Below are 16,560 nucleotides of genomic sequence, written 5' to 3'. Positions count from 1 at the left end.
TGCCCGCACGCCGGCTTCGATGAGCCCCTACTCGGGCAATTGAAGCCGGCACTGCAACGCCGCCCCAGGGGTGCCAAAACGCCGATTGCTTCGCGCGAAGAGCCGTCGTCACCGCGGGGCGGCCGTTTGTGCGCATGCACGAAACATCCCTCGCTAAACCACCCCCGATGGGCTACACTTCGTCCTTGTCGCATTTCTCATACAACGATTGGGGTGGTTTGAGCTTGTCTGCCAAAGATGCGCTCCCTCCGGGCAGCGAAGACTTCTTCCCGCCGGCTTCTCCTGATGGAACCGTCGGCAACCTCCGCAAGAGCAAAATCAGCGCTCTTGGCATTGCGTTTATGCTCTTCTGCCTGGTATCGGCCGGTGCCTTCGGCATCGAGGAGATCATTCCCTCCGCCGGCCCGGGCCTCACTCTTATCATTTTGATCGTGCTGCCCTTCGTTTGGGCGCGCCCCATCAGTCGCCTCGTTGCCGAGGCCAACGCCATTCTTCCGCGCGAGGGCGGCATCTACGCCTGGGCCAAGGAGACCTTCGGGGAATTCTGGGGCTTTCAGGCCGGCTGGTGGACCTCCATGGACACCTACATCTCATCGGGCGCCTACATCGCCATGGTCGGTGGCTACACCTCGCAGCTGCTCTCGCTGGACGATGCCGGCACCTTCGGCGTGAAGCTGCTCGTCGTGGCGAGCTTCACCGTCATCAACCTGGTGGGACTTGTGGAAGTCGAGCGCATCAGCTCGTTTTTCTCGGTGCTCATCATCCTCGTGTTCGGCATGGCCGTCGTGTTCGGCCTCGTCAACTGGCAGACCAACCCCTTCGATCCCATCCTTGCCAACCCCGAGGCCCCTATGAGCTGTTTGGTGGACTCGCTTTCCATCGGTATCTGGATGTACTGCGGCTACGAGTGCATTGCCGCCATGTCCGGCGAATACGAGGACTCGTCCCGCAATGTGGCAAAGGGCTTCCGCATCGCGCTGCCGCTCATCGCCTTGTCTTACGTGCTGCCCACCCTCGCCTGCCTTGCGGCCTACCCGGCCGGCTCTTGGACCCAATGGGGCATCGACGGCGGCTTCTCTTCCGACGTGCTGGGCTACGGCACGATCTTCTCGACGGTGCTTGGGCACTCCGGCGTCGTGCTGTTCCTTGTTATCGCCATTATGAGCCAGTGCACGATCTATAACACGTATCTGGCGAGCGGATCGCGCAGCTTCTGGGTGCTCTCTGAGGACAACCTGTTCCCTCGCTTCATCCGCAAAGTCGATCGCGCAGGTCGCAGCCCCTACATCGGCGTACTCACCATTGCCGTCTCATCGCTTATCTTCTCGCAGTTCGACTTCACCACCATCATCGAGATGAACATCATCTTCATCTTGGCGCGCTACATGTTCCTCGGTTTCATCGTCTTGAAGCTGCGAAAAATGTACCCTGTGCAGGATCGCCCCGCCGACATGTTCGTCATCGGCGGCGGCAAGGTGGGCGTGGTGGTGTACTCCGCCCTGGCCTTCATCATCGCCACCTTCACGCTGTGCTTGAATCCCGTGCAGAACTTCTTCTTCACGGCGGCGTTCCTCGCCTCGGGCGTGGTGGCCTACATCATCTTCAAGAAGATCTACGGAGGCCTTACCGTGGAGAACCCGGTGGCCTACCCGCAGGATCCGCGCACGGGCCTCGCTGTGGGCGATACGCGCCGCATCGGGCTGTTCGCCCTCATCATTGCCGGCCTATTTGTGCTGAATCTGCTGATCAACCTGCTGTTTTTAGGGTAGAGTCCAAGAAGCGCGACCGTCCGATGCGGCTACTCGACGGCGACCAGCGAGAACACCTCGGCGTCGGTCTCGGCGGCAATGGCAGCGCGGGGGTTCAGAAAGGCGAGCTCCATGACGAAGCCGAGGCCCGCCAGACGCGCGCCGCTTGCGCGGACGAGACGCACCATGGCCGTCGTGGTGCCGCCCGTGGCCACCAGATCGTCCACGATGAGCACCACATCGTCGGAGGTGAGCGCGTCGGCGTGAATTTCCAGCACGTCGGTGCCGTATTCCAGCGCATAGGACTCGCGCAGCACCGTGCGCGGCAGCTTGCCCGGCTTGCGACAGGGAACGAACCCGGCTCCCAGCCGCAGCGCCACGGCCGCACCCACGATGAACCCGCGGGCCTCGGCGCCCACCACCTTGGTAATGCCGCGATCGGCGAAATGGGCCGCCAGATCGTCTACCATGGCGGCGAAGGCGTCGGCGTCAGCGAAGGCCGGCGTGAGGTCTTTGAACACGACCCCGGGCTTCGGATAGTTCGGAATGTCGACGATTAATTCCTCATAGGGGCGCATGGGGCATCCTTTCTCGCACCGCCTATTTTCGCTGAGACGCACTCGCCTGGCGAGGTTTCGGCCAACTTCGAAGCTTCACTGTAACCGTCGCGGTCCTCTCCTGTGGGGGCCGTAAGCCGAGCGATGGCCCTAGCGTTCTACGTCTCCGCGCCAGCTGCCGATGCCGCCGATGTTGCGCGCGTCGGTGTAGCCCATCTGCTTGAGGGCGCCGACCGCCTGCTGGCTGCGCGCCCCGCTCATGCAGTACACGAACAGCGGCGTGCTCTTGTCGGGCACCTCGCTCGCGATGGCGCCGATCTGCTGCAGCGGCACGTTCACCGCGCCGGGAATGTGGCCGCCCGCGTATTCCCCCGCCGTGCGCACATCGATCAGTCGCGCGCCGGGCGTCGCGCGGAACTCCTCCACGCCGGCGTTGATATCGGCCGGTTTCAGAAAATCCATCAGTCCCACCGCTGCATCCTCCTTGTGAAGTTATTTTTGCTTGCTGCCGCTTATGATACTCTGCGTTCTCGCCTATTCGCGCGCACTCTCGATCACTAAATTTCAACGGACAGGAGGCATCGATGAACAACCAGCGCAAACGCGAACTGAAAGAAGCGTATCGCACCAGTCGGCCGCCTATGGGCGTGCTGTCGTTTCGCTGCGTGCCTACGGGAGAGAGCTTCCTTCTGGCATCGCGCAACATCCCCGGCGACACCAACGGCGTCACGTTCAAGTTGAACTCGGATTACCATCCCAACCGGCATCTGCTGGAGCTTTGGCGGCGCTACGGTGAGGAGAACTTCCAGGTGGAAGTGCTGGAGGAGCTCGACTACCGCGACGAGTCGGATGCTCCCGCCGACTACAAGGAGGAACTGGAGCAGCTACGCGATTTGTGCCTCGAGCGCGACGAGAACGCCTCGCTTCTGTGGAAGTAACCGACTGCGTGCGGCTGAACGAGCGGCTGCGCGCAATTTAAGCGGCTGCGCCAAAACGAGCCTTCGAGGTTCTCACTTTCCTTACAGGTGACGGCACGCGAGGGGCATCTGCGCTCGCGCGCGGCACAATGGGGCCAACACGAGAAAGGACGCCCCATGAGCACTTCCACCCCTTCGACTTCCCACGGTGCCGGCACCGCTGCCACCGACTCCCCCGCCGCCATCGAGGCCGGCATCAAGGCCAACGACGATCGCGCCTTCGAGGAATCCCTCGGGGCCATGTCGCCCTTCGAGGTGAAAAACCTCCTGGTGAAGATGGCCAAGAAGGGCGATGAGGGCACCACGCGCACCCTGCTGAACGCCGGGCGCGGCAACCCGAACTGGATAACCACGCTGCCCCGCGAGGCCTTCTTCCTGCTGGGAAGTTTCGCCATGGAAGAAGCGCGGCGCACCATGGACGAGCCGGACTACGACCTGGCCGGCATGCCCGCCGCCGACGGGGCCGCCGCGCGCTTCCTCGCCTTCCTCGACGAGCACGACCGCGAGAGGCCGGCGCAGTTCCTCAAGCGCGCCTGGGACTACCTGGATGCCGAGGGCCTGGCCGGCGACGAGCTCGTCCACGAGTGGACCGGCGGCATCGCCGGGGACGAGTACCCCATGCCCGACCGCATCCTGCGCTACACCCAAGAGATCGTCAACCGTTACCTGGTGAAGGCCCTGGACGACGGCCACGCGCCCGCGACCCCATACGACCTGTTCGCCACCGAGGGCGGCACGGCGGCCATGTGCTACCTGTTCTACAGCCTGAAGTGCAACTTCCTCGTGAACCCGGGCGACCGCATCGCGCTCATGACCCCCATTTTCACGCCGTATCTGAACATCCCCACCCTGAACGACTACGACCTGGACGTCACCTACATCCAGGCGAACACCATCGATGCGGACGGGCTGCACACTTGGCAGTACCCCGACAGCGAGCTGGAGAAACTACGCGACCCGTCCATTAAGCTGTTGTGTCTCGTGAACCCGTCCAACCCGCCGTCGGTGACCTTGGACGATGCCTCGCGGGCCAAGCTCGTCAGCCTCGTGAAGAACGAGCGGCCCGACCTCATCATCATCAGTGATGACGTCTACGGCACCTTCGTTCCCCACTACCGGTCGCTTCTGGACGATCTGCCCTACAACACCGCCTGCGTGTACTCGTTCTCGAAGTACTTCGGCGCCACCGGCTGGCGGCTGGCCGTCATTGCCACGGCGCAGAACAACGTGTTCGACGACCTCATCGCAAAACTACCCGAGGACAAGAAGAAGGTGCTCGCGAGCCGCTACGCATGTCTCACCGACCATATCGAGAAGGTGAAGTTCACCGACCGCATGGTGGCCGACTCGCGACTGGTGGCCCTAAACGGCACGGCGGGGCTCGGCACACCCCAGCAGGTGATGATGTCGCTGTTCGCGCTGTACTGCCTGCTGGACAACGCCGACGTGTACCGCACGAAGATGCAGCAGCTCGTGCAGCACCGTCTGGGCCTTCTGTGGAAGAGCCTCGGCTGGACGCTTGAGCCCGACCCCGAGCGCGCCGGCTACTACTCGGTGATCGACCTGGGTATCTGGGCCACGCGCCTGTACGGTGCCGACTTCTTCACGTGGCTGAAGAAGAACTACGACTCGCTGGACATCGTGGTGCGACTCGCCCAGGACACCGGCGTCGTGCTCATGGACGGCCACGGCTTCGACGCCCCGGAATGGTCGGTGCGCGTATCGCTGGCGAACCTGAACGCCGACGACTACATCGCCATCGGCCAGCGCCTCTCGGCCATGCTGGCCGACTACGCCGAGACGTGGAAGGCAGAGATGAGCCGGTAGTAGCGACTGGCCCCTGGTTTGGCCCCGCGCCTAATCCCCTGCGCCCAAGAACGGCAATCAACCCCTTCGCGCCCAAGATTCGGATTTTGGTTGTAACAAATTCGGATTTTAGTAAAACTCCTGATAGGAATCGCAATGGGTAACAACTCCGTTAAACCAGAAGGATACCTTCCACGTATTGTCGACGAGCAAGTTGAGCACTACTTGCGAATTTTTGGCGCCATCGAAATCGAAGGCACGAAATGGTGTGGCAAGACATGGACAGCGCGTCAGCACGGCGCTTCCATCAGCTATGTCGATGAGCAACTGCCACTCGCCCAAGACGACCCCTCGCTCATGCTTTTGGGGGAGAAGCCGCATATCATTGACGAGTGGCAACGCGTTCCCGCCATCTGGAACCTCGTGCGTCACGGCATCGACGAGACGCGGGCCCTGCGCGGCGGCTGGATTCTCACCGGCTCCTCGACGCCACCGGATCGACAGGGCGGAGCAGACGAGGCGACCAAACGGCATAGCGGCGCGGGGCGAATCGGGCGCATCAAGATGTCCCCCATGACACTTTCCGAATCAGGAGATTCCGAAAACGCCGTCTCTCTCGCTCGGCTTTTCGAGGAACCTCCCGCCGCCGCCATCGTAGAGGACGACACGCAACGGCTCGTCGAACTAGCATGCCGGGGAGGCTGGCCCGAAGCGCTCGACCTGACCGCCCTGGACGCGCAGACGATTGCTCGCGAGTATCTGACGGCCGTATGCTATGAAAGCGCGCCGGACCACAACCTCGATCCTTTTGTAACCGAGCGCGTCATCGCTTCGCTGGCGCGCAGCCTCGGGCAGGCCGCCACCTACGGCACCATTAGGGAGGACGCCCTGGGATCAACGGGCTTCAACCTAACGGATAGGCAGATCGGTGAATACCTGAGCTTCCTGCGCCGCATCTACCTACTCGCCGAGATACCCGGCTGGGAGCCCCCCTCTCGCCCGAAGAAGCGGCTCCAAACCAAGCCTAAGCGCTATCTGGCCGATCCCTCGCTGGCCGTGGCCGCCCTCGGCCTGTCCCCCGAAGGCCTTATGGAGGATTGGCAGACCTTCGGACTGGTTTTCGAGAACCTCTGCCTCCGCGATCTTACGGTGTACGCCCGAGCCCACGAGCTCGCTCGGCCAGTTCCCGTGCGCTACTACCGCGACGATTCCGGACTTGAAGTGGACGCCATCGTAGAATTGGCCGACGGACGCTGGGCCGCTTTCGAAATCAAAACCAGCGAAAGCAAAGTCGCTCCCGCAGTCGCCAACCTCAAACGGCTTCGCAAGAAACTCTGCGAGAACCCTCGTGCCCAGATGAAGCCTCCCGCATTCATGGCCGTCATCACAGGGATCGGCACCTACGCACGCGTCGTCGAAGACGGCATCTACGTTATTCCCATCCGGGCACTAACGGCCTAAGCGGCAAGCGGCGTGCATCAACCTATCCAGGCAATAAAGGTCGAAAATGATGCAAAAATGCGGTACACCATCGTCAAAAAACGATGCATCGTCCCAAGTATATGGCACATTGGCCTACAAGCTCATCGATGGCAACATCGGAGAAGACGGTTGCAAGGTGACATCGCCGCAGTTCATGGCCATGTTTATATAGCGCAGGAGTCCATCTCCGTGCAGGCCCGTACGGCGTGCTAGGGCATGTTGTTGCGCAGGTAGCCATAGCCTTCGGCTTCTAGTTTGTCGGCGGGGACGAAGCGGAGGGCGCTGCCGTTGATACAGTAGCGCTGGCCGGTTATCGGGCGGAGCCAAAATCGGCGGCAAATTTGTAGCCAACGCCCCAAACCGTGAGCACGTAGGCCGGCTGGCTCGCCTTGTCCTCGATCTTCTCGCGGATGCGGCGGATGAATACTGTGATGGAATTACCGTCCACCACACAGTCTTCGTCCCACAAATGCTCGTAGATCTGCTCGCGGGTGAACGCCTGGCCCGCATGACTCGCCAGAAGGGCGAGGGTCTGGAACTCCTTGTTCGTCAGCTCAACAACCTCGCCCCTTTTGCGCACTTCGTGACCGGCCAGATCAATCTCCAAATCTCCCGCTCGGATCACGGGGGGCGCCTTCCGAGCGCGGGCCGCTGCAAAATCGCTCTTGTAGCGGCGCAGGTGCGCCTCAATGCGCATGAGCAGCTCCTCGTTGTCGAAGGGCTTCACCAAGTAGTCGTCAGCTCCGGCCTTGAACCCCATGCCCTTGTCGACGATGTCGCCTTTCGAAGACAGGAAGATCACCGGGATGCGCCGCCCCTGGTCGCGCATTTCCTGACAGACCTCATAGCCGTTCATCTTCGGCATCATGATGTCGAGCAGCAGCAGATCGGGATGCTCCTCATCTAGCATCGCTAATCCCTGGCGACCATCGGTGGCTCCGCAGAACGCATAGCCCTCGTCGGTCACAATGTGGCGCAACGCCAGCTGCAAGCTCGGATCGTCGTCGATGAGCATGATCTTGTACACGGGCTACTCCCCTTTCTCTACAGGCGGCTGCAGGTTCGCCGGTATGCGCACGGTAAATGTGCTTCCCGCCCCTGGCTCGCTTTCCACGGCAATGGTGCCCCCATGCATCTCCACCAGCTCCTTGCACATGGCAAGCCCCAGACCGCTGCCGCCGTAGCTGCGGCTGATGGAACTGTCAGCCTGGGTGAACTTCTCGAAGATGCGCGCCGCATCGGCCGCGCTGACGCCGATGCCGGTATCGGTGATGCGGAATTCGATGGCGGACTGGGCAGCAAGACTCTGGCAGCGCACCGCGATGCGACCACCCGACTCGGTGAACTTGAGGGCGTTGCTGGTCAGATTCTCGAACACCCGGCGCAACTTCTCCCCGTCGGCGAACAAAAGTGGCATGTCGTCGGCGATATCCCATTCCAGGACAATGCCCTTGTCACTGGCCAAGGGCTCAATGGTGGCTTGAAGCGGCCCCAACACATCCACCAGATCGATCAGCTCCAGATTGAGCGTCTCCTTGCCAGCCTCAATGCGGGCCATCTGCAGAATGCTCTCGATGAGCGCAAGGAGCGAGCGGTTATTCGCTTCCAGCTCGGCCCACAACTGGGCGTCCTCGTCGCTTGGCTCGCCCTGGCGCTCCTTCAGAATGCGCGAGAAGGCCATAGAGGCCGCCAAGGGCGTTTTCAGTTCGTGACTCATCATGGCAAGGAAATCGCTCTTGTACTGGCTCTCGTCAGCCAAGCGGCCGTTGGCCTCTTCTAGCTTGGCCTGCTGAGCCGCCAGCTCCTCATTGGCCTCCGACAGCCGACTCGTACGCTCCTCCACCTTCATTTCCAGCGATTCGTGCGACTCCTGCAGCTCATCGGCCATGCTGTTGAACCCTCGGGTGAGCAGCTTCATCTCACGCGTGGTGTCCTCGAGAACAAGACGAGTGTCCAGGTTCCCCTTCTCGAAGCGTTCCATACCCTTGCGCACCCGGTCGATGGGCCGTGTGACAAGGCGACTTAAGGCCAGCCAGATCACCGCCATGCACGCGAGGATCATAAGTGCCGAGAGCGCAATCGTCTGCATCATGCTCGTGCGACTCGCCTGCTGATAGGCATCCACGGGAATGGCAAGTGAGATGGCACCGTAGAGATCCCCCTCGTGCAGCCCTTCACGCGGATAGCCCGTCATGTCCAGCTCGCCGGCCGGCTCGCCATGGCAATCGAGGCAGGTCTCTTCCATGTTCATGCGACGCAGATAGCGAAAGTAGCTGTGTCCATCGATCTCGTCGTAGCCATAGTACTCGTTTGCCTGAGCATTTTGCGCGAAAGCGTTCAGACCCGATGCTTCGAACTCGTCGGGGTAGTCATAGTCGTTGCGCGGCGAAAGTGCCACATAGCTCGTGCCATAGTCCGTGACCCGCGAGAACAACGCACCGATGGATCGTCCGGCGATGGAGCACTGCAACCCCTTGAATTCGTAGTTGCCCGCCGAATCGTAGTTGATGAGGTCCTGATTGCGAGTCATAAACGTCCATACCGCATCCATGTTTGACGACAGTGCCCGCGCCTGGTCGAGCAACTCGCGCTCGGTGGACTGCTCGCTGGCATAGTGCTGCCATAGCATGTTGGTTCCCAGCATCACCACGATAACCGACGCCAGAAGCACGATAAATTTGGCGCGAATCGTCTCGAAACGCCGCACGGCACTCCCTTTTGTCGCCCTTCTGTCAACAACGTATAGTTTATCATGGCAGATAAGGTTCCCGTGAGTGCACAGCGGTTTAGCGAGGGGGCAAGAAATAGGGTTTGAACAGGGAAGTAATAATTTGTTTAGATATCTGTTATAACTTATCAATACCCTTAGGCACCTTCCGTTCCTATACTCGCCGGCGTCGATGACCTTGAGGAGAAGGAGGAAACCGTGGCAAAGAACACCACGTCCGCACCGACGCTCAACCGACGCAGCTTCGTGGCTGCAGGCGTTGCCGCTAGCGCTTGCCTGGCGTCCGGATGCGCGCCCGAGGCAATGGTGGGCACTGGCAAGGAAGCGAGCTATGCGCAGCAAGGCGCCTACGAAGGCGGCCTCGCCAACACATCGCTCAACGACGGCGAGTGGAAGTTCATGGAATGCAACAAAGGTTGCGGGGGCGGATGCGTCAACATGGCCTTAGTCAAAGATGGCAAAGTGGTGAGAACCAAAACAGACTCTAGCCATGAGGACTCCTTAGAGCACCCTCAGTTTCGCGGATGCCTTCGTGGGAGGTGCGCTGCAGAACTCGATTTCGGTCCCGACAGGCTCACCTATCCTGTCAAGCGCAAGCACTGGAGTCCCGACGATCCGCATGGAGAGCTGCGGGGCCAAGATGAGTGGGAGCGCATCAGTTGGGATGAAGCCCTCGATATCGTCGCCGACCAGTTGAAGAAGGTATACACCACTTACGGCCCGCGCGCAGTTTTCTATCCTTGGGATCAGCGCAATGACCGCACGCCCGTGCTTGATGCCTGCGGGGGCTATATCGCAAGCTGGGACACCCAGTCTTTCGGAAGCTATCTTATGGATCTCGCCCAACTGGGGCTTCCCGAAGTTGCTTACGGCGGCTTGGGAACGGTGAACGATCGCTTCGATATCATCGAAAATGCTCAGACGATCGTCTTGTACGCCCAAGACCCAGCATGGTCGGCCATTGCATTTGCGGCCTGGAATCTACGCGCCGCCAAGGACAAAGGTGCCCGTTTCGTTTGCGTCGGCCCTTTCTACAACGCAAGCGCCAATGCGTTTGACGCAGATTGGGTTCCCGTCTTCCCGGGCACAGATACCGCATTTATGCTGGGTGTCATTTTCGAAATGTTGAGGCTGGACGAGGAAGAAGGGGGAATCATCGACTGGGACTTCCTTCATAAGTATTGCATAGGCTTCGATGACGAGTCGATGCCACAAGACGCGACCCTCAACGAGAACATCAAAGGTTACGTACTCGGCCAGTACGATGGCATTCCAAAAACCGCCAGCTGGGCGAGCGCAATTTGCGGCACACCCGAGTCAACAATCACCGAATTCGCCCGCACCGTGGGCAAGCAAGACAACGTCGTGATGTCTCACGGCTACGCTGCGGCACGCTGCTCCGGTTCAGAAGATATTCCCCAGCTTTTCCTGACTATCGCTTGCATGGGCGGCCATATGGGAAAACCCGGAAACTGCTATGGACCGCTATGGGTAGACGGCAGCGGCTGCGGCGGCCCTGCATTGGTGAAGCTCGGCAAAGGCGGTGATGGATGGGACGTGTCTTCGTGCGTGCCGCTATGTTCGCCCGACGAGAAAGTCGTCGTGAGAGAAACCGGCAGCAGCATCATTCGCACTGCCGCTGACGATAACGTGAACGGACTGGAGCTCTACAACGCCGTACTCGACGGACGATACAGCAACGTCGGCATATGCTGGGGTGGCCAATGGCGCCCGATCGAGGAACGCGAATGCGACATACACTTGATTTGGGGAGAGTTTTCGTCAGCCCTTCGAGCGGGCGCAGACATTCTGAGGGGAATCGAGGCCTTTAAAAAGGTGGACTTCGTAGTTATGCGTGACCATGTTCCCAAAATGGATTGCGTATATGCCGATATCGTTCTTCCCTTGGCAGGCAGACAGCAGCAGGAGAGTTTGGGAACAAGGCGAGAGGAAGTATGCTATTACTCCGTTGTCGCCAGTCCCGATGACGAAGCAAAGCCAAATCGGTGGGTCAACGAGCAACTTCTCGAGCGGCTCGGATACGATCCCGCCCAAGTTTACCCCGTGAGCCCCCAGCAGGCCCTCTATAACCAAATGGCTGGCGCAACGGTCATGAACGAGAAGGGGGAATACGAAACACTATTTACGATCACCCAGAGCGATATAGATGAAATGGGGGTAGAGGGTGCCCCTCAGGAAGGGAAAATCGGCCTGAGCGAATTCAAGGAAAAGGGTATCTATACCGTTGAACGAAAAGCCGGAGATGCCTTTACCCATATCGGATTAGCGGACTTTTTTGCAGACCCCGACGCCAATCCATTGCCATCTGCTTCGGGCAAGTTTGAGCTGTACTGCCAAGCAAAAGCCGAAACGTTCAACATGATCAGTTTCGATGGTCGCACGTTCAAGCCCTATCCCATCTACTCGGAGCAGACAAAGCCCGAAGCTTACCGCTTCCGGTGCTTCAGCCCGCACTATCCTCGCTCTGCAGGATCCACCTACTCGAACGTACTGACGCTACGCGAGGCATGGCCGGCGCCTCTTTTGCTCAATTCGAAAGACGCGGAGAACCTGGGCATCTCTGACGGAGATGTCGCTCATATCTCAAGTGCCGCGGGAAGTATCTTGCGCAAGGTTTGCGTAACAAACCTCATCATGGAAGGCACCGTCGGTCTCCCGAATGGCTGCTGGCCGAAGATAGACGAAGAGGGAATCGATCGCGGCGGATGTGGAAGCACCCTCATCGGCGGCAAACCGAGCGGCATGGGCGTCACAGGGCACAACAATGTATGGGTGAATATCGAAAAATGGGAGGACAACGAGCTTGACGAAGACTGCGAATGGCAGTCAGTTATTCAGGCGTCGGCTTAGATGCTAGGAAGGTGCAGAAATGACACAGCTTGGTTTTTTCTTCAATATGGAGCGCTGCGTAGGATGCAAGACATGCCAGGTGGCTTGCAAACAGCGCAACCAACTTCCCATAGGGATTAATTACCGAACCGTATACACCTACGAAACCGGTCAATACCCCAACGCACGTATGTACCACTTCGCAGCAACATGCAACCATTGCGAGAATCCCGCATGCGTGCGATCATGCCCAACGGGTGCCATGTATAAGTCGGAAGACGACGGGACGGTACAGCACGACGACGGTGTATGCATCGGCTGCCAGCAGTGCGTGAACTCTTGTCCCTACGGCGTACCGCGTTACCTTCCAGATCAAAATATTTCGGGAAAGTGCTACGCCTGCCGTGATACTCGAGAGGTCGATGGGTCACCGACATGTGTCGCTGCGTGCGGCCAGCGAGCTATCGAATTCGGCCCTCTCGATGAGCTGCAGGCAGCCCATCCCGAGGCAGTTTGCGACATTGCGGCTCTGCCCGAATCATCCGCCACTGGACCTAGCTTGCTAATCCAAACAAAGGAGGCCGCTCTGGAGACAGCCTTTAAAGAATTACGCCTCTGAATCGCTCTTGTCCAGAGAATTTATCGAGTGAACCGTCTCTAGTCCAACTCGATTACGCAAGACAAAGACTAGGCCATCCCCTATCGGCCGCCTGCCGCTGCTCACTCCCTTTCGAGCCGTAGCGACAGGCGGCTACCTATTATTGCGCAACACAATCTCCTGCAACAAAAGCACACTCTATCCGTATAGTTCAAAATTCGAATATTGCTAACTGCCTGAATTGGAGATGGAGATCTCTCTTCATCGGGATACGATGTTGCACAAGTAGCCGTAGCCTTCGGCTTCTAGTTTGTCGGCGGGGACGAAGCGGAGGGCGCTGCCGTTGATGCAGCAGCGCTGGCCGGTTATCGGGCGGAGCCAAAATCCGCCGCGTGCTCTTCTACGAAGGCGCGGGCGTCGGCGAGGTTCACGTGGCAGTAGCCGAAGGGGTTGCGGCCCAAGTAGTCTTGGTGGTAAGCCTCGGCGGGATAGAAATTAACGAGCGGCGCCGCCTCAATGCGCGGGTTGCGGCCGCTGGTGCACGCAAGGTTCACAAGCGCCGAGGTCACGGCGGCCCGGTCGGCGTCGTCGATCCAGTAGATGCCGGTGCGGTACTGGGTGCCACGGTCGTTGCCCTGGCGGTTCAGCGAGAAGGGATCCACCGTGCGCAGGTAGGCCGCCAGAAGCAGGGGCAGCGGTAGCACCTCGGCATCATAGATGACGCGCACAGTCTCGGCCGCTCCTGTTTCGCCCGAGCACACCTCCTCGTAAGCGGGATCGTCCACCGTGCTGTTCGCATAGCCGACCTCGGTTTCAAGAACGCCGGGGATGCGCTTCAGGTACGCCTCAGTGCCCCAGAAGCAACCTCCGGCCAGGTAGATCTCGCGCCTGTTCATGCCGCCCCCTTTCAAGACGCCTTCTCGCGTACCTCTCTACCGTAGCAGAACGAGACCGGAGGGGCACTGTGAAAGGCAAGCTGGCACGGGGCCGTTGCCGCTTGCAGAGCTCATCGGAGCAGCATCGCCAGACGATTGCATGGGCGACTGCTCTAATCAGCGGAGGGAGGCGACGAGGGCGGAACCGACAGGCACGTGGCACGCCGAAGTCGCACGCTCCCGGCGATTATCCGATCCGCAGCCTGTGGTAGCATAGCGCTATCCTCCAATTTGCTCCTCTGCCGGAAAGGATCCCCCATGGCATTTGACTTCAAGAAGGAATACAAGGAGTTCTACCTGCCGAAACGCACGCCGGAACTGGTGGGCGTGCCGCCGATGACCTTTGTGGCCGTGCGCGGCGAGGGCGACCCCAACGTGGAGGGCGGCGCCTACAAGGAGGCCGTCGGCGTGCTGTACGCCATCGCCTATACCATCAAGATGTCGAAAATGGGCGACCACCGCATCGACGGCTACTACGATTTCGTAGTGCCCCCGTTGGAGGGCTTCTGGTGGCAGCCGGGCGTGGAAGGCGTCGACTTCGCGAACAAGGCAACGTTCCACTGGATTGCCGCCATCCGCCTGCCCGATTTCGTGACGCCTGACGAGTTCGAGTGGGCGAAGGAGGAGGCGGCCCGCAAGAAGGGGCTGGACACAACGGCTGCCGAGCTTTTAACCATCGACGAGGGCCTGTGCGCCCAGATCATGCACCTGGGCCCCTACGACGACGAACCGGCCACGGTGGCGCTGTTGGATGCGTTCGTCGCCGAACAGGGGCTTGAAAACGATATGTCAGACACCGCCGCGGGACGCCACCACCATGAGATCTATCTGTCGGATCCGCGCCGCACCGCGCCCGAGAAGCTAAAGACGGTTCTGCGGCATCCGGTGCGGGCACGGGACTAGCGTACGGACAGCGCGTCGCTCGCATGGCGCCGAACCCCAAGCGCCCTGGTTCGGCGGCCCTTCGCTAGCGCGCGAGCTTCATCTCGACGTGCATGATGCCGCCGTCGTCAAACTCGTCGGAGGTGCGCACGAAACCGAGCTTCTCGTAAAAGCCCTGGGCGTAAGCCTGGGCCTCGATAGTGATGACGTCGGCGTCCAATTCCTGCTGGGCCACGCGGATGGCCTCTTCCATGATGCGCTGGCCCATGCCGCACCCGCGCTCCACGGCGATGACGCGCCCGATGGAGACCGTCGGGTGCGTGACGCCGGCCGGCAGCACCCGCGCGTAGGCGGCAAGCGCCCCCTCATCGTTGCGGAAGTATAGGTGGATGGCCTCCTTGTCGGCATCGTCCACCTCCTGGTAGGGACTCTGCTGCTCCACGAGAAACACCGCGCAACGCAGCTTCAAAAGCTCGTGGTACTCGTCCAGGCTCAATTCGTTGAAACGTTTCGCCACCAATTCCATAGCCAGCCTCTTTCTTGATCGGGCAACCGCAAAGCCCACTGGAGCGAGCGCAGATTCCACGGTTGCCGCACTCTTACTCATGGAGCTATTGTATCGTGCCTATTCGCAAGAAGCCGCGACACTCCATCGACCGCTCCCGACAATCATCCGAGGTTGTCTGGGCAAGAATTTCGACTTGTTAGACTTCCGCCCGAACGATTGCAAGACTTTGCCTGATCGCCCCTTCCCGGAATATAGCGCGATCAGGCATTTCTTCAGTCGTCTTTTACGCAGCTCCCTCCGAGGCCGACGCGCGGCCGCAGGAAATGTCTAACAACTCGGAATTTTGTCCTGTGCAAAACACTCCCCTTGTCTCCAAGGGTTACCTCACTTCTTGACAGCTCAGGAATGCAATATATAATTTGCAAATGGAAGATATATCTTGCATTACCCAAGAAGCGCGAGAGGGATCCAAGAGAGCACCCATTCAAGCGCAACATGGTAGCCAGCGATCCCGACGGGATGATCAAGGCGCTCGGATCCGGAGACGCGCCGTTCAGTCGCAACATAGCAGTGAGCGCGCAGAAAGGAGCGGAGCATTTCGTGAACGAAGAGAAAAACCTGCGGATGAGGGACGCACGCACGCGGCTCGGTCTTTCCCAAACCGACCTGGCCGAGCACGTGGGCGCCACGCGGCAGACGATCGGACTCATCGAGGCGGGGCGCTACAACCCGAGCCTCAAGCTTTGCACGGCCATCTGCAAAACCCTGGGCGCTACCCTGAACGACCTGTTTTGGGACGAGGACGCCGCCTCGTGAGCAGGGCTCGCGCCAAAGAAGAACACCCCCCTGCAACGGCACAACTTTGGAACGAGGAGGTTCCGTCATGAAAATCATCGATCGCTGGAACGAGTTCATGGGCCCGAAAGACGAGCGCTTGGCTGCGGAATCAAACCGCTGCGCCGCCGTGGGCTACACCATTCTCATCATCGGCTCGGCCCTGTGCCTGTACTACGGCATCATGTTGAACCAGGTGGCCGAGACGACCGGCCATCCCCTGCTCACACCTTTGGGGCAGTCCGTCTTCCCTGTGGACACGGCCCTACTTATCATCATTCTCGCCTCGGGGCTCATCTCCACGTACCTGCAGGTGCGCAGCGGCACCTTCGACACCCATACGCGCATCGCCCAAGCGGATCGCATTCCCTGGGACTACGTGGCCCTGGTGTCGCTTCTATGCGGCCTCGGCCTGGGCGTCACGACGACGGCCATGCGCATTCTCGCGGAAGTGCAGATCGTCGGCGTCGAGAACGTGACCTGGGGCGGAGACATCGCCATGGGCATCGTCTATTTCACCTTGGCGTTCTTTTTGGCCTTCGGCCTGTTCGCCGCCACCTTCCACAGCGCCATCGACCGCCGTCGCCAGTTGGAGCAAGAGCTGGAGGAGTAATCGAAAACGTGCGCCCGGCAGCGCCCTTGCCGCGCGCTTAGG

General features: G+C 60.1%; 15 protein-coding genes. 9 read left to right on the top strand and 6 right to left on the bottom strand.

The features are described from left to right. The first annotated feature begins 224 nt into the window (after window positions 1-224). On the top strand, window positions 225-1,769 hold the full coding sequence (locus ACYVRU_RS06180; protein ID WP_223899993.1) for an APC family permease: 1,545 nt from the start codon (window positions 225-227) through the stop codon (window positions 1,767-1,769). A gap of 29 nt (window positions 1,770-1,798) precedes the next feature. Here ACYVRU_RS06180 and ACYVRU_RS06175 read toward each other — a convergent pair whose 3' ends face one another. Both ACYVRU_RS06175 and ACYVRU_RS06170 read right to left on the bottom strand, forming a co-directional pair. Continuing rightward, on the bottom strand, window positions 1,799-2,326 hold the full coding sequence (locus tag ACYVRU_RS06175) for an adenine phosphoribosyltransferase (protein ID WP_117283826.1): 528 nt from the start codon (window positions 2,324-2,326) through the stop codon (window positions 1,799-1,801). A gap of 129 nt (window positions 2,327-2,455) precedes the next feature. Beyond that, on the bottom strand, window positions 2,456-2,767 hold the full coding sequence (locus ACYVRU_RS06170; RefSeq protein WP_461185901.1) for a rhodanese-like domain-containing protein: 312 nt from the start codon (window positions 2,765-2,767) through the stop codon (window positions 2,456-2,458). Window positions 2,768-2,889: 122 nt separating this feature from the next. On the opposite strand from ACYVRU_RS06170, the gene ACYVRU_RS06165 reads away from it, so the two are divergent. The 3 genes from ACYVRU_RS06165 to ACYVRU_RS06155 all read left to right on the top strand — a co-directional run bounded on the left by ACYVRU_RS06165 (window position 2,890) and on the right by ACYVRU_RS06155 (window position 6,549). Then, the gene (locus tag ACYVRU_RS06165) at window positions 2,890-3,243 is read left to right on the top strand and encodes a GIY-YIG nuclease family protein (RefSeq protein ID WP_461185863.1); all 354 of its coding nucleotides are present in this window, start codon (window positions 2,890-2,892) and stop codon (window positions 3,241-3,243) included. Between the two features lie 156 nt (window positions 3,244-3,399). Continuing rightward, complete coding sequence (locus ACYVRU_RS06160) at window positions 3,400-5,109, top strand: bifunctional aspartate transaminase/aspartate 4-decarboxylase (protein ID WP_461185862.1); 1,710 nt, start codon at window positions 3,400-3,402, stop codon at window positions 5,107-5,109. 204 nt (window positions 5,110-5,313) lie between these two features. Then, window positions 5,314-6,549 (top strand): ATP-binding protein, encoded by a 1,236-nt coding sequence (locus tag ACYVRU_RS06155; protein ID WP_461185861.1) that lies wholly within the window; start codon window positions 5,314-5,316, stop codon window positions 6,547-6,549. A gap of 331 nt (window positions 6,550-6,880) precedes the next feature. Here the strand turns inward: ACYVRU_RS06155 and ACYVRU_RS06150 are convergent, their stop codons facing one another. Both ACYVRU_RS06150 and ACYVRU_RS06145 read right to left on the bottom strand, forming a co-directional pair. Then, a complete protein-coding gene (locus ACYVRU_RS06150; protein WP_461185860.1) occupies window positions 6,881-7,597 on the bottom strand; it encodes a response regulator transcription factor in 717 nt (238 codons plus the stop codon). Between the two features lie 3 nt (window positions 7,598-7,600). Beyond that, window positions 7,601-9,277 carry an ATP-binding protein gene (locus ACYVRU_RS06145; protein ID WP_461185859.1) on the bottom strand — a complete coding sequence of 559 codons (1,677 nt, stop codon included), beginning with the start codon at window positions 9,275-9,277 and terminating at the stop codon, window positions 7,601-7,603. A gap of 219 nt (window positions 9,278-9,496) precedes the next feature. Here ACYVRU_RS06145 and ACYVRU_RS06140 point away from each other — a divergent pair, with 219 nt between their 5' ends. Both ACYVRU_RS06140 and ACYVRU_RS06135 read left to right on the top strand, forming a co-directional pair. Next, window positions 9,497-12,169, top strand: coding sequence for a molybdopterin-dependent oxidoreductase (locus ACYVRU_RS06140; RefSeq protein ID WP_461185858.1), 2,673 nt, complete (start codon window positions 9,497-9,499; stop codon window positions 12,167-12,169). 19 nt (window positions 12,170-12,188) lie between these two features. Next, entirely contained in the window at window positions 12,189-12,767 is a 579-nt protein-coding gene (locus ACYVRU_RS06135) for a 4Fe-4S dicluster domain-containing protein (protein WP_461185857.1), read from the top strand. Between the two features lie 344 nt (window positions 12,768-13,111). Here the strand turns inward: ACYVRU_RS06135 and msrA are convergent, their stop codons facing one another. Further along, on the bottom strand, window positions 13,112-13,642 hold the full coding sequence (gene msrA, locus ACYVRU_RS06130; protein ID WP_461185856.1) for a peptide-methionine (S)-S-oxide reductase MsrA: 531 nt from the start codon (window positions 13,640-13,642) through the stop codon (window positions 13,112-13,114). 297 nt (window positions 13,643-13,939) lie between these two features. Between msrA and ACYVRU_RS06125 the strand changes: the two genes are divergently transcribed. Further along, window positions 13,940-14,584, top strand: a complete 645-nt coding sequence (locus ACYVRU_RS06125) for a GyrI-like domain-containing protein (RefSeq protein ID WP_461185855.1) — start codon at window positions 13,940-13,942, stop codon at window positions 14,582-14,584. Window positions 14,585-14,648: 64 nt separating this feature from the next. Here the strand turns inward: ACYVRU_RS06125 and ACYVRU_RS06120 are convergent, their stop codons facing one another. Next, window positions 14,649-15,089, bottom strand: a complete 441-nt coding sequence (locus ACYVRU_RS06120) for a GNAT family N-acetyltransferase (protein ID WP_461185854.1) — start codon at window positions 15,087-15,089, stop codon at window positions 14,649-14,651. Window positions 15,090-15,671: 582 nt separating this feature from the next. On the opposite strand from ACYVRU_RS06120, the gene ACYVRU_RS06115 reads away from it, so the two are divergent. Together ACYVRU_RS06115 and ACYVRU_RS06110 are read left to right on the top strand one after the other, a co-directional pair. Continuing rightward, window positions 15,672-15,887 carry a helix-turn-helix transcriptional regulator gene (locus ACYVRU_RS06115; RefSeq protein WP_461185853.1) on the top strand — a complete coding sequence of 72 codons (216 nt, stop codon included), beginning with the start codon at window positions 15,672-15,674 and terminating at the stop codon, window positions 15,885-15,887. 67 nt (window positions 15,888-15,954) lie between these two features. Next, on the top strand, window positions 15,955-16,518 hold the full coding sequence (locus ACYVRU_RS06110; protein ID WP_461185852.1) for a hypothetical protein: 564 nt from the start codon (window positions 15,955-15,957) through the stop codon (window positions 16,516-16,518). The last annotated feature ends 42 nt before the right edge of the window (window positions 16,519-16,560 follow it).

This window comes from Adlercreutzia sp. CNCM I-6216 (assembly GCF_977113345.1).
Note: the sequence above shows the minus strand (reverse complement) of the source record. Positions and strands in the feature narration are given on the sequence as shown.